11 protein-coding genes are annotated in these 12,824 nt (G+C 71.6%); 5 read left to right on the top strand and 6 right to left on the bottom strand.

Annotated features, from left to right (window positions below):
* Nucleotides 1–98: 98 nt before the first annotated feature.
* Genes AC07RM_RS40570 through AC07RM_RS40555 form a run of 4 tightly spaced genes read right to left on the bottom strand, consistent with a single transcriptional unit; the run spans nt 99 to nt 4,586 of the window.
* Nucleotides 99–1,748: a rhodanese-related sulfurtransferase gene (locus AC07RM_RS40570; RefSeq protein WP_495338085.1), complete on the bottom strand. Its 1,650-nt coding sequence runs from the start codon at nt 1,746–1,748 to the stop codon at nt 99–101.
* Nucleotides 1,745–2,377, bottom strand: a complete 633-nt coding sequence (locus AC07RM_RS40565; RefSeq protein WP_495338084.1) for a cysteine dioxygenase family protein — start codon at nt 2,375–2,377, stop codon at nt 1,745–1,747. Before AC07RM_RS40565 ends, AC07RM_RS40570 begins: the two co-directional genes overlap by 4 nt.
* On the bottom strand, nt 2,374–3,354 hold the full coding sequence (locus tag AC07RM_RS40560; protein WP_495338083.1) for an ABC transporter substrate-binding protein: 981 nt from the start codon (nt 3,352–3,354) through the stop codon (nt 2,374–2,376). Before AC07RM_RS40560 ends, AC07RM_RS40565 begins: the two co-directional genes overlap by 4 nt.
* Nucleotides 3,351–4,586, bottom strand: coding sequence for an acyl-CoA dehydrogenase family protein (locus AC07RM_RS40555; protein WP_495338082.1), 1,236 nt, complete (start codon nt 4,584–4,586; stop codon nt 3,351–3,353). Before AC07RM_RS40555 ends, AC07RM_RS40560 begins: the two co-directional genes overlap by 4 nt.
* A 134-nt stretch (nt 4,587–4,720) precedes the next feature.
* Between AC07RM_RS40555 and AC07RM_RS40550 the strand changes: the two genes are divergently transcribed.
* Genes AC07RM_RS40550 through AC07RM_RS40530 form a run of 5 tightly spaced genes read left to right on the top strand, consistent with a single transcriptional unit; the run spans nt 4,721 to nt 9,771 of the window.
* Complete coding sequence (locus tag AC07RM_RS40550; RefSeq protein WP_495338081.1) at nt 4,721–5,734, top strand: ABC transporter substrate-binding protein; 1,014 nt, start codon at nt 4,721–4,723, stop codon at nt 5,732–5,734.
* 47 nt (nt 5,735–5,781) lie between these two features.
* Complete coding sequence (locus AC07RM_RS40545) at nt 5,782–6,906, top strand: LLM class flavin-dependent oxidoreductase (RefSeq protein WP_495338080.1); 1,125 nt, start codon at nt 5,782–5,784, stop codon at nt 6,904–6,906.
* A gap of 25 nt (nt 6,907–6,931) precedes the next feature.
* Nucleotides 6,932–7,753, top strand: a complete 822-nt coding sequence (locus tag AC07RM_RS40540) for a class II aldolase/adducin family protein (RefSeq protein WP_495338079.1) — start codon at nt 6,932–6,934, stop codon at nt 7,751–7,753.
* 25 nt (nt 7,754–7,778) lie between these two features.
* Nucleotides 7,779–8,780, top strand: coding sequence for an ABC transporter substrate-binding protein (locus tag AC07RM_RS40535; protein ID WP_431510015.1), 1,002 nt, complete (start codon nt 7,779–7,781; stop codon nt 8,778–8,780).
* A gap of 25 nt (nt 8,781–8,805) precedes the next feature.
* Entirely contained in the window at nt 8,806–9,771 is a 966-nt protein-coding gene (locus AC07RM_RS40530; RefSeq protein ID WP_495338078.1) for an ABC transporter substrate-binding protein, read from the top strand.
* A 10-nt stretch (nt 9,772–9,781) separates the two neighbouring features.
* Here AC07RM_RS40530 and AC07RM_RS40525 read toward each other — a convergent pair whose 3' ends face one another.
* A complete protein-coding gene (locus AC07RM_RS40525) occupies nt 9,782–11,506 on the bottom strand; it encodes a carboxylesterase/lipase family protein (RefSeq protein ID WP_495338077.1) in 1,725 nt (574 codons plus the stop codon).
* Between the two features lie 137 nt (nt 11,507–11,643).
* The coding region (pdxR, locus tag AC07RM_RS40520) for a MocR-like pyridoxine biosynthesis transcription factor PdxR (protein WP_495338076.1) at nt 11,644–12,824 on the bottom strand (1,181 nt) is incomplete at its 5' end.

Below are 12,824 nucleotides of genomic sequence, written 5' to 3'. Positions count from 1 at the left end.
TTTCTTTGGTTACTTTCTTTTGGCGAAGCAAAAGAAAGTGACTCGCCCGCCGGGGCGAGACCCGGCCAACAGCCTCAGCAAGAAAACAACCGACAGGTTCAGGCCACGACAAAGAGATGCGTCCCATCCCGCCCCAACTGCTCAACGAGTCCAAACTCCCAATCCAGATACCCCTGCATAGCCTCCACAGAAGCCGAGGTCCCTTCATAAGGCCTCCGATACCGATCCGTCCTCTCGGTAGCCAACCGGGCTTCACCAGACTCAGAAGGAAGCCCGGCAGAGAACCAGGCAGCATTCCCCCCAAGCAGCACGAGCACCTCCACATCCAGCTCCCCACGCGAATCGAGCCACTCCCGCAGATCCGAAGCCGCATACCGAGCCAGCAAACTGCTCCCACAAGTCAACACATAGCGCCGAGCCGAAGGAACGACTTCAGCAACCGCGTCCAAGAGCTGCGCCCGAATCGCAAACCACGCCCCCGGCACATGCCGCTTCACGTAATTCGCACTGGCCGTCACATCGATCACCGCAGTCGACGAGGCATCGCCATCGAGCAACCGAGCCAAGTCCAGCGGCTCGATCTCTCCAACGGCCCGAGCCACCTCCGGATACACAGCGGCCAGAGCACCCCGTTCGCTCAACGCATCGGCAGCAGGCACAGGCTCCACCACATAGACCTCCCACCCCATCTGCGCCAGCCAGGAGCCGGACATCGAAGCCCGCACCCCATCGTCATCCGCCAGCACGATCCGCGCATGCCGCACCGGCACCTGGTGATCCGTCTCTTGCACGAGCTGCCCACCGGGCGCTCCCGCAAAGCCGGGAAGATGACCCGCCGCGTATTCCTCGGGCGTGCGCACATCGAAGCGATAGACCGTCCGCCCCGCCTCCTCGAGCGAGTCCACGGCATCGGCCGCCACCCACCGCACCCCGGCCTTCTGCGCCACGCGCCGCGCATCGGCACGCGCCTGCGAACGATGCGCGGCGCTCACCGCCTCCGGCGCACGCCGCACCGCCCCATGGTCGAGCACCTGCCCCGCGAGCTTCCAACCGATCGTTCCGTTGCGCAGCGCAGCCACCGGATTGGGAATGCCGGCATTCACCAGCGACTGCGTACCGATGATGCTGCGCGTGCGCCCCGCGCAATTGACGATCACGCGCGTGGCCGGATCGGGTGCGAGCTCGCGCACGCGCAGCACCAGTTCGGCGCCCGGCACGCTGGTGGCGCCGGGGATGCTCATGGTCTGGTACTCGTCGAAGCGGCGCGCGTCGAGCACGACCACGTTGGCGCGCTCGTCGATCAGCGCCTTCACCTCGGGGGCCGAGAGCGAGGGCGTGTGGCGCTCGTGCTCGACCAGTTCGCCGAACGACTTGCTCGGCACGTTGACGTCGCGGAACAGCTCGCCGCCGGCCGCGCGCCAGCCCTCGAGGCCGCCCTCGAGCAGGTGCACCCGGGTGTAGCCGAGGCCCGCGAGCCGCCGCGCGGCCAGCGGTGCGAGATCGGTGCCGCGGTGCTCGCCGAACAGCACGATCAAGGTGTCGCGGCGCGGGATGCGGCGCCAGGCCTCGATCTCGATGCGCGACAGCGGCAGGTTCGCGGCCCACAGCGGATGGGCCTGGGCGAAAGGGTCTTCCTCGCGCACGTCGAGCAGCACGATCTCGGCGCCGGGCGTGAGCAGGCGTTCGCGCACGGCGGCGAACGAGAGGACGGGGAAGGCGGAGGTGGCTTGGAGCGTGGCGTCGGTCATGGCGTGGTGTCGGGCGGGACCGCCCGGCGTTCGGCGGACCGGTCCCAGAGATTGGGCAGCAGCGTGTTGGTGTAGCCCGAGACGAAGGGCTTGCGCCCGCCCTCGGCCGGGTAAGTATGCCGCCGCACCGCGCCGATGTTGGCGCCATAGACATGGATGCTGATCGACACGCGGTCCGCATGCGCGTTGTGCACGCGGTGCAGGTCGCCGACGGTGGGCGAGACGGCCTCGACGTCGCCTTGATCGAGCCGCACCGCTTCACCCACCGGCCGCGCCTGGCCGTCGTCGCCGAAGGCATGGGGCTGGCTGTACTCGGCGCCGCGCAGCATGCCGATCAGGCCCCACACGGTGTGGTCGTGCACCGGCGTGGCCTGGCCCGGTCCCCAGACGAAGCTCACGACCGAGAAGCGCTCGGTGCTGTCGGCATGCAGCAGGAACTGTTGGTAGCGCGCGGGGTCGGGCTGCGCGAAGGCCTCGGGCAGCCAGTCGTCGCGCGCCACCAGCCGGCGCAGCAGCGCGCCGCCCTCGGCGAGGATGGCGCGCTCGTCGGGCCGGCCGTCGAGCAGGCGGCCGAAATCGACCACGAACTCGCGCAGCGGCGCGATCGATGCGGGAACGGCGGCGCTCACGCCGCGCGCTTCCAGAGCTGGGTGTCGGAGATCGCGCGCACGTCGACGCGCACCGGCAGGATGCCGTCGCGCGCGGAGCGGTCGGCCACGGCCTGCAGCGCCACGATGTCGGCCTCGCTCACCGGCCGCGCGGCCACCGAGGCGCGCGCGGTGATGAGCCGGGCCGACTCGATCGGCAGCCGCGTGAGCTGGCTGTAGGCCTGCGCGTAGGCCTCGGGATTGGCCAGCGCCCAGTCGCCCGCGCGGCCCAGCCGGTCGAGGAACTGCACGATGGCGGCGCGCCTGGCGGGATCGGCCAATGAGGATTCGCTGGCGGTAATGAAGCCCAGCGCGGTATTGATGCCGCGGCCGTCGCGCAGGATGCGCCCGCCCTGCTGCAGCGCGATCGTGTAGTAGGGATCGAAGATGGCCCAGGCGTCGATCTGGCGCGAGGCGAAGGCGGCCGCCGCGTCGGTCGGCAGCACGAACTTCACCGTGACCTCGTCGCGCCGCACGCCGGCCTCCTCGAGCGCGCCGTAGAGCTGGTACTGCGAGATGCTGCCGCGCGCCGACGAGACGACCACGGTCTGGCCGCGCAAGTCGGCCACGCTGCGCAGCTTCGAATCGGGCTGCACCACGATGCCGAGCGAGTCGGCCTTGCCGACGCGCGTGGCGACGATCTTCAGCGGCGTCCTGCCGACGGCCGCGGCGAGCACCGGCAGGTCGCCGGCCATCGCGGTGTCGACCGCCGCGCTGCGCTGCGCCTCGAACAGCGGCGCGGCGCCCTGGAAGTTGGCCCAGCGGTAGGCGAAGGGCGCGCCCTCGAGTGCCTTCGAGGCCTCGAACAGCGAGCGCAGGCCACCGGCCTGGTCGCCGAGCACCAGCGAAGTCTGCGGCTGGGCCCAGCCACGCAACGAGGCCGTGGCCGCGATGGAGAGCGCCGCGCCCTGCTGGAGCCAGCGGCGGCGCGATGCCCTGGAAAACAGCAGGTCGGTCATGCGGCGGCTCCCGTCGACAGCAGCGCGCGCTTGCCCGCGCCGACCAGGATCGCATCGTTCTGCGGCGTGTGGATGCGGCTGCACAGCACGTCGCGGTAGTGGCGCTCGAGCGGGTTCTGGCGCGCGAGGCCGTGGTTGCCCGTGAGCTGCAGCGCGAGCTCGACGGCGCGCACCGCGTTGCCGGTGACGGTGTGCTTGAGCAGCCCGCTGTCGACCGCCGACGGCGTGCGGCCGCCGTCGACGGCTTCGCTGGCCGCGTCGAGCAGCACGCGGTTGGTGCGCAGCAGCGCCTCGATCTCGCCCACGGTCTCCTGCACGCGCGGCAGGCTCGAGAGCGGCGCGCCCAGGCTGCCGGGCGCGCGCTGGTTGAGGAAGCCCACGAGCCAGTCGCGGGCCGAACGCGCGACCGCGTCGTAGAGGCTGCCGAGCAGCACCACCATCCAGGCCTGCTGCGAGGCCTGGGCGTCGATGTCGGTCTGGCTGCCGGCATCGGGTGCCCAGTCGGCCGGCGCGCGCAGGTCCACTGCGTGGTCGAGCGGGATCGCGACGTTCTCGAACACCACCTCGTGGCTGCCCGAGGCGCGCAGGCCCAGGTGGTCCCAGCTCGCGATCACGCGCACGCCCCCGGCATGGCGCGGCACCAGGAACACGCCGGTGCGCGGCGCCGGCTCGTCGGTGCGGGCCCACACGGCGAGCCAGCCCAGGCCCTCGATGCCGGTGGTGTAGAGCTTGTGGCCGTCGATGCGCCAGCCCTCGCCGTCGCGGCGCGCCACGGTGGCGGGCAGGCCGCCGCGCGCGGGCGAACCGAGCGCGGGCTCGACGCGCAGCGCATTGATCAGCGCGCCGTGCTCGACCGCGTCGCGCAGCACGCGCTCGCGCAGGTGCGGCGGCCAGCGGCTGTCGCCGCGCGCCAGCCCATGGTGCTGCAGGTAGGTCATGGTGAGGATCAGCGCCGTGGCGGGCTCGCCGCGCGCCACCGCGGCGATCACCTGCCGCGCCGTATTCAGCGTGGCGCCGCCGCCGCCGAAGGCCGTCGGCGCGACCAGCCCGATGAGGCCATGCGATTGCAGCGCCTCGAAGTTCTGCGCGGGAAAGGCGCCGCTGCGGTCGTGGTCGGCGGCGGTGCTCGCGAAGCGCGCCGTGAGGCTGGCCAGCAGCGCGGCGTCGGGCAGGCCGGAGGAATCGCGGGAATTCGGGCCGGCCGCGGGCCGGCGCAGGGGGATGGCGCTCATGGTCCCGGCACGTTAGCGAGCCGCCGTGCGCGCGAAAACGACGCATCGCGCATATCCAAACTCGTTTTTCTGCGTTCGCATCGGCGGCGCGGCTGGTTACGTTCGCCGTTTCCCCCCGCCCCGCCGACGACCGCATGAGCCCCTTCTTTTCCATGGACCGCCGCCAGGCGCTGCACGCCCTGGCCGCGCTCGGCGCGACGGCCGCCGCCGGCGGCATCGCGCGGGCGGCACCGAGCGCCCCGGCGCGCGACCTCGCGGGCGTGACCCTGCGCGTGGGCACCTACAAGGGCCTGTGGCGGCCGCTGATCCAGGCCTCGGGCCAGGGCAACACGCCCTACCGCATCGACTGGCGCGAACTCAACAACGGCGTGCTGCACATCGAGGCGATCAACGGCGACGCGCTCGACCTGGGCTCGGGCAGCGAGATCCCGCCGGTGTTCGCGGCGCGGCAGAAGTCGAGCGTGAAGCTGGTGGCGGTGACGCACGAGGACCTCAACAACCAGGCCACGCTGGCACGCAAGGACGCACCGATCCGCGGCATCGCCGACCTCAAGGGCAAGCGCGTGGGCTACGTGCGCGCCACCACCTCGCACTACTACCTCGCCAAGCAGCTGGCCGAGGCCGGCCTGGGCTTCAACGACATCCAGGCCGTGAGCCTGACGCCGGCCGACGGGCTGTCGGCCTTCTCGCGCGGCGACCTCGATGCCTGGGCCATCTACGGCTACAACGGCCAGCTCGCGCGCATCCAGTACGGCGCGCGCACCATCAAGACCGGCGTCGGCTACCTGTCGGGCAACTTCCCGATCTACGCCAACCCGCGCACGCTCGACGACCCGCTGCGCCGCGCCGCGATCGCCGACCTGCTGCAGCGGCTGCAGCGCGCCTTCGCCTGGATCAACGGCAACTTCCTCGCCTATGCGCGTGCCCAGTCGGCCGAGACCCGGGTGCCGGTGGGCGACATCGTCGAGCTGTTCAACGGCCGCAGCGGCGACTACAGCCTGGGCCCGGTCAGCGACGCGGTGGTGCGCAGCCACCAGGACGTGGCCGACACCTTCCTGCGCATCGGCGTGCTCGACGGCCCGGCCGACGTGCGACCGCTGTGGGACCGCGGCTTCGACGGCGTGCTGCGCCAGCCGTCCGCGGCCTGATCCCTTCTTCATCCGTTTCCGACAGACACCCACCGAGAGGACACACCATGAGCCAGAACAGCAACGACAACAGCGGCGTCGAATTCATCGGCATGATCCAGGGCCAGAAGGTCTCGGAGATCCATGCCGCCCAGGGCCCGGCGATCGACCGCGACTACGTGCGCGCTTTCGCCCAGGCGCACGAGCAGGCCGGCTTCGACCGCGTGCTGGTGCCGCACCACTCGACCGGCCCCGACGCCACGCTGACCGTGGCCTACGCGGCCTCGGTCACCGAGCGCATCCACTTCATGCTCGCGCACCGCCCGGGCTTCGTGGCGCCCACGCTGGCGGCGCGCCAGTTCGCCTCGCTCGACCAGTTCAGCGGCGGACGGCTCGCGGTGCACTACATCTCGGGCGGCTCCGACGACGAGCAGAAGCGCGACGGCGACTGGCTCGACCACGACCAGCGCTATGCGCGCACCGACGAATACCTCGAGCTGCTGCACAAGGTCTGGCAGGCCGACAAGCCCTTCGACCACGAGGGCGCGCACTACCGCGCGCTCAACGCCTTCTCGGAGGTCAAGCCGCTGCAGACGCGCAACGGACGCCCGCACGTGCCGGTGTATTTCGGCGGCGCCTCGGAAGCCGCGATCCCCGTGGCCGGCAAGTACGCCGACGTCTACGCGCTGTGGGGCGAGTCGCTCGAGCAGGCGCGCGAGCTCACGACCCGCGTGCGCGCCGAGGCCGCCAAGCATGGCCGCGGCGTGCGCTTCTCGGTCTCGTTCCGCCCGATCCTGGCCGAGACCGAGGAGCAGGCCTGGGCCCGCGCCGACCACATCCTGGCCGAGACCAGGCGGCTGCGCGTGGTGCAGGGCTACAACCGCGGCGGCCCGCAGCAGAGCGAGGGCGCCAAGCGCCTGCTGGCCGCGGCCGGGCAGGGCACGCGGCTCGACAAGCGGCTGTGGACCGCGGTCGCGCAGGAGATCGGCGGGCGCTCCAACAGCACCGCGCTGGTCGGCACGCCCGAGCAGGTCGCCGATGCGCTGCTCGACTACTACGACCTCGGCGTGACCACCTTCCTGATCCGCGGCTTCGATCCGCTGGAGGACGCGGCCGACTACGGGCGCGAACTGATCCCGCGCACGCGCGAACTGGTGGCGCAGCGCGCGGCCTCGATCCGCAAGGCCGCCTGAACCGCATCACGACAAGGACATCCCCATGAGCGCCGTTCTTTCCATCGACCGCAACGCCTCGGCCCTGAAGCTCAACCCGGTGCCGACGCAGAAGTACTGGTTCGACCCGATCCCGCCGCGCACCAGCGTGCAGGCCGAGCGCCGCCACCGCCAGGAGCGCCTGGCGGGCGCCTTCCGCCTGTTCGCGCGCTTCGGCTTCGCGCAGGGCCTGGCCGGCCACATCACCGCGCGCGATCCCGAGCTGAGCGACCACTTCTGGGTCAACCCGCTGGGCATCCACTTCTCGCGCATCAAGGTCTCCGACCTGCTGCTGGTCAATGCCAAGGGGGAGACCGTGATCGGCGACCGGCCGCTCAACAAGGCGGCCTTCGCGATCCACGCGGCGATCCATGAGCACAACCCGAGGATCGTCGCGGCCGCCCACACCCACTCGACCTACGGCAAGGCCTGGTCGACCCTGGGCCGCAAGCTCGACACGCTGACGCAGGACAGTTGCGTGTTCCACGACGACGTGGCGCTGTTCGACGACTTCACCGGCATGGTGGTCGACACCAGCGAAGGCGACCGCATCGCGCAGGCACTCGGCGACAAGAAGGGCGCGATCCTCAAGAACCACGGCATCCTGACCGCCGGACCGACGGTGGAGGCCGCGGCCTGGTGGTACATCGCGCTCGACAACGCCTGCCACACGCAGCTGCTGGCCGAGGCCGCCGGCACGCCGCAACCGATCGACGAAGCCACGGCGCGCCACACGCACGGCCAGATCGGCGGGCCCGAGGGCGCGATCCATTCCTTCGACAGCCTCTACCAGGGGCTGGTCGAGGCCGAGCCCGAGCTGCTGGACTGACTCCTTCTTTCTCCTGGAACCGCCGATGAACGCATCCCTCTCCCGCCGCCGCCTCCTGCGTGCCGGCGGCGCCGCAGCCGTGGTCGCCTCGGGCGGCCTGATCGCCTCGCAGGCCTTCTCGCAGTCGACGCGCAAGCTGACCTTCGCCTGGAACGCCGCGGCCTTCTGCCTCTCGCCGGTGGTGGTGGCGCAGGAACGCGGCTACTTCGAGCGCAACGGCCTGCAGGTCGAGCTCATCAACTACACCGGCTCGACCGACCAGCTGCTCGAATCGCTGGCCACGGCCAAGGCCGACGCGGCGGTGGGCATGATCCACCGCTGGCTCAAGCCGCTGGAGTCGGGCTTCGACGTGAAGATCGTCGGCAGCTCGCACGGCGGCTGCGTGCGCCTGGTGGGCGCCAAGGCCGCGGGCGCCACCAGCCTCGCGAGCCTCAAGGGCAAGATCATCGGCGTGTCGGACATCACGAGCCCGGGCAAGAACTTCTTCTCGATCCTGCTCGCCAAGAACGGCATCGACGCCGAGCGCGACGTGACCTGGCGCCAGTACCCGGCCGACCTGCTCGACCTCGCGGTGCAGAAGGGCGAGATCCACGCCATCGCCGACGGCGACCCGAACGTCTACCTGATCGAGAAGCGCAACAAGGGCGCGTTCGTCGAGATCGCGAGCAACCTCACGGGCGAGTACAAGGACAAGGTCTGCTGCATCGTCGGCGCGCGCGGCGAGCTGGTGCGCAAGGACAAGGCCACCGTGGCCGGGCTGGTGCGCGCCATCGCGCAGGCCTCGGACTACGTGGCCGAGAACCCGAACGAATCGGCCAGGCTGTTCGCCAAGTATTCGCCCAAGGTGCCGGTGGAGGACCTGCGCGCGCTGCTGGGCACGCTCACGCATGCGCACCATCCGCTGGGCCGCAGCCTGCGCGACGAGGTCGCGTTCTACGCGGCCGACTTCCGCAACGTGGGCGTGCTCAAGAAGAGCACCGACCCGGCGCGCTTCGCGGACCACGTGTCGTACGACCCGCTGGCCTGAGCACGGTCACGCCATGACGAACCGCATGCCATCCGCCAGCCGCCGCCGCTTCATCGCCCAGGGCGGCGCCGCCGCGACCATCGCCGCCCTGCCCGCCTTCGCGCTGCAGGCCCGTGCCCAGGCGCGCCCGCTGCTCAAGGCCGGCGACCAGAAGGGCGGCCTGCGCGCGCTGCTCGAGGCCGCGGGCGGGCTCGAGGGCCTCTCGTACGACATCCAGTGGTCGGAATTCCCGGCCGCCGCGCCGCTGGCCGAGGCCTTGAATGCGGGCGCCGTCGATTCGGGCCCGATCGGCGATGCGCCGCTGATCTTCGCGCTCGCGGCCGGCACGCGCGTGAAGGCGATCGGCGCCAACCGCTCCGACTCCTACGGCACGGCCGTGCTGGTGCGGCCCGATTCGCCGCTCAAGGGCGCGGCCGAGCTCAAGGGCAAGAGCGTGGCCACCAACCGCGGCTCCATCGGCCACTACGTGACGCTCAAGGCCATCGTCGCGGCCGGGCTGAAGCCCGAGGACATCCAGCTGCGCTTCCTCGCGCCGGCCGACGCCAAGCTCGCGCTCACGCAGGGCTCGGTCGATGCCTGGGCCACCTGGGAGCCCTATACCGCGCTGGCCGAGACCAGCGGCCATGCACGCGTGCTCGCGAGCGGCCGCGGCCTGCTGCCGGGCCTGAGCTACCTCGCGGCCACCGACGCGGCGATCGCCGCCAAGCGGCCGGTGCTGCAGGACTTCCTGCAACGCGTGGTGCGCGCGCAGCAATGGTCTTATCGCAACGTCGATGCCTTTTCCGCCACGCTCGCGCGCATCATCGGCATCCCGCCCGAGGCCGCGAAGCTGCAGTTCGAGCGGCGCCAGCAGAAGTGGGTGCCGATCGATGCGCAGGTGGTCGCCGACCAGCAGGGGACGGCGGACTTCTATCGGCAGGTGGGGCTGATCAAGCAGGCGCTCGACGTGAAGACCACCTTCGACACCGGCTTCGGCATCGCGGCCGGCTGAAGTCCTTCGCTCACTCCAGCACGATCCGCTTCTCGCTGGCCGTCGCGTCGAACAGCAGGCGCCGCGGCGTGCCCGCGGGCGTCCAGCGCACCCACTCCACGCCCAGGCCGGCATGGTTGGGGTTGCCGGTCTTCATGAACGCGCCCACGCTGCCCATCATCGCGGCCGACAGCGCTTCGCGGCCCGGCCGGTTGGCATCGGTGTAGTTCATCGAGAACATGCCCTTGCCGAAGTTGCCGAACATGAACGGGATGTCGGTGGAATGGCCCGCGCCGTACAGCGTGTTCCACGGCTCGGGGCCCTGCGACCAATCGAAGCGGTAGGCGTAGACCTCGGGCTGGTGCGCCTGGAACAGGGTGAGCGCCGAGGTGATGCTGGCCGCGAAGCTCGCGGCCGTGACCGCCTTGCCGGCCGCGTTGTAGGCATCGACCGTGGCACCGGGCTTGAGCACGCTCGCGAGCGTGGCCGAACCCGGCGCGGTGGGCCGGTTCGGATCGAAGTCGTACATCATCAGGAAGCGCGTGGCGTCGTCGACCTGGTAGTAGGACTGCAGGAACATCTTGCCCTCGTCGCGCGTGGTGCCCGCGAGCAGCGGCACCTTGCGGTACTCGCCCGCCTCGACCGCGGTGCGCGCGACGGCGGGCAGCACGGTGCCGTCGCCGATGTTGTCGGCCTGGCCCGAGGACAGCAGCGCGAGCTGCGAGGCCGGTGCATTGCGCAGCAGGCTCGCGACCTGCGCCTCGCTCATGCCCGCGATGGTGGCGTCCACGGTGGCCTCGGTGGCCGCGCCGGTCATCACGAGCAGCTTGCGCACCACGCCCTTGGCATAGGTGTCGGCCTGCGTGGTGCTCGAGATCTTCACGCCCATGCTCATCGGCACGGCCTTCTGGAACCAGTCCTTGCCCTTGCTCAGCGGCGTCAGGATCATCGCGTAGGTGTTCCAGGCGCCGGCCGACTGGCCCATCAGCGTGACGTTGCGCGGATCGCCGCCGAAGGCCGCGACATTGGCATGCACGAACTCGAGGGCCTTGGCCAGGTCGAGCGTGCCGTAGTTGCCCGAGTCGGTGAGCGCATCGCCGCTCCTGAGCGCCGGATGGCGGAACCAGCCGAACACGCCGAGCCGGTAGTTGACGGTGACGACGACGGCGTTGTTGCTGCGCGCGAAGTTGACGCCGTCGTAGGTCGGGTTGTGGGTGTAGCCCACGGTGTTGGCGCCGCCGTGCACCCACACCACCACGGGCAGGTTCTTCTCCTGCGTGGCGGGCCGCCAGACGTTGAGCGTGAGGCAGTCCTCGGCGCCGACGAGCTGGCCGAACGAGGTGCCGATCTCGCGCGTGAAGCCGTCGTCGGTCAGCGGCGGCGCATAGAAGCTGCCGGCCTGCGCGCACGAGCGGCCGAAGTCCTTGGCGCTGCGCACGCCGCTCCAGGCGTTCGGCGAGACCGGTGGCTTCCAGCGCCGCTCGCCGACCGGCGGCTGCGCGTAGGGAATGCCGAGCCAGGCGTAGGCCGCGCCATCCGCCTGCGCGGCGCCCTCGACCTCGCCGTAGGTGGTGGCGACCTGGAGCGGGTGGGCCGCGGGCGGCGCGGCGGGCGGCGGCGGTGGCGGTGCCACCGACACCGGCGGGAAAGCGACGACCGCGCCGCCGTCCCCGCCACCGCAGGCAGCGAGGGCGGCCACCGCCGCCACCGCGCCCGCGATCCCGAACCGCCGCAGCGGGAATGTCTTCTTCTTCATGCTCATGCGCTCTGTCTCCGTCGTCGTTGTGGGTGCGGCGAGGCTATCGAGGCAGGGCGGGCGCGCCTTGTACCGAGTTGCTATCGCCGCGGGCGCGAACGCCCCACCTTGACGCCTGCGCGACAGGCGCGAGGACTTCAGCGGCCGACCGCGCGCGCCAGCTGCGCCAGCCGCTTCGCCATCGGCTCGAACAGCTCGGCCGAGGTGTTGCCGTAGCCCAGCACCAGCCCGTTGCAGTCCGGCCCGGGCCGGATCGCGGCGGCCGACAGCGGCATCGGCGCCATGCGGTGGCGTCGCGCCTCGGCGGCGATGCGGCGGTCGTCGAAGCGCGCGGGCAGGCGCACGGTGAGGTGCATGCCGCAGTGGCCGCCGTCGATGGTGTGCGGCAGCCTGAAGTGGCGCTCGAGCGCGGCGCGCAGGGCCTGCTGGCGCTCGCGGTACAGGCGCCGCATGCGGCCCAGGTGGCGGCTGAACTGGCCGCTCTCGATGAAGTCGGCCAGCGCGAGCTGCTCGTGGCGATGGCCGCCGCGCAGCATCTCCTCGAGCGGTGCGCGCACGGTGGCCAGCAGGTCCTCGGGCAGCACCAGGAAGCCCAGCCGCAGCGAGGGGAACATGGTCTTGCTGAAGGTGCCCACGTAGAGCACCGGCGCCTGCGGCACCAGCCCCTGCATGGCGGCGATGGGGTCGCCGGTGTGGCGGAACTCGCTGTCGTAGTCGTCTTCGATGATCCAGGCGCCGTGCGCGCGCGCCTGCGCGATCAGCGCGAGCCGCCGCGCGATGCCGAGCACCACGCCCGAGGGGTACTGGTGCGAGGGCGTGGCATAGACCAGCCGCGGCGTTTGCAGCCGCCAGTCCTCCTCGCTTGCGCGCAGGCCGCCGGCATCGACCGGCATCGGCACGATGCGCAGGTCGCCCGCGTGCATCGCGGACTTGGCGCCGCGGTAGCCGGGGTCCTCGACCCAGGCGGTGTCGCCCGGGTCGGTGAGCAGGCGCACGCACAGCGCGATGGCTTCCTGCGCGCCCTCGGCGATCACCACCTGCTCGGCCGTGCAGCGCACGCCGCGCGCCAGGCCCAGGTGCTGCGCGATGGCGGCGCGCAGCGCGGGCTCGCCGAAGGGATTGCCATAGCCGAGCGCGGCATGGCCGGCACCGCGCAGCGCGCGGTCGAGCGCGCCGCGCCAGGCCGCGATCGGGAAGTGCGACAGCGCGGGCACGCCAGGGCGCAGCGCGAGCTCGGGTTCGGCGCGGCTCCCCATGGGATGGATGCGCGCGAGCCGCCCCGCGGTGGCGGGCACGGCCGGCGTGCGCGGGCCGCGCC

This window comes from Variovorax sp. GW821-FHT09B05 (assembly GCF_059418265.1).
The sequence above is the reverse complement of the archived record's forward strand: the minus strand, read 5'-3'. Positions and strand labels throughout refer to the sequence as shown.

Bases quoted from the DNA above. Each gene is read 5' to 3' on its own strand.
- AC07RM_RS40535 (WP_431510015.1), top strand. From the start codon at position 7,779: ATGAACGCATCCCTCTCCCGCCGCCGCCTCCTGCGTGCCGGCGGCGCC.
- AC07RM_RS40570 (WP_495338085.1), bottom strand. From the start codon at position 1,748: ATGACCGACGCCACGCTCCAAGCCACCTCCGCCTTCCCCGTCCTCTCG.
- AC07RM_RS40530 (WP_495338078.1), top strand. From the start codon at position 8,806: ATGCCATCCGCCAGCCGCCGCCGCTTCATCGCCCAGGGCGGCGCCGCC.
- AC07RM_RS40545 (WP_495338080.1), top strand. From the start codon at position 5,782: ATGAGCCAGAACAGCAACGACAACAGCGGCGTCGAATTCATCGGCATG.
- AC07RM_RS40525 (WP_495338077.1), bottom strand. From the start codon at position 11,506: ATGAAGAAGAAGACATTCCCGCTGCGGCGGTTCGGGATCGCGGGCGCG.
- AC07RM_RS40540 (WP_495338079.1), top strand. From the start codon at position 6,932: ATGAGCGCCGTTCTTTCCATCGACCGCAACGCCTCGGCCCTGAAGCTC.
- AC07RM_RS40560 (WP_495338083.1), bottom strand. From the start codon at position 3,354: ATGACCGACCTGCTGTTTTCCAGGGCATCGCGCCGCCGCTGGCTCCAG.
- AC07RM_RS40555 (WP_495338082.1), bottom strand. From the start codon at position 4,586: ATGAGCGCCATCCCCCTGCGCCGGCCCGCGGCCGGCCCGAATTCCCGC.
- AC07RM_RS40550 (WP_495338081.1), top strand. From the start codon at position 4,721: ATGAGCCCCTTCTTTTCCATGGACCGCCGCCAGGCGCTGCACGCCCTG.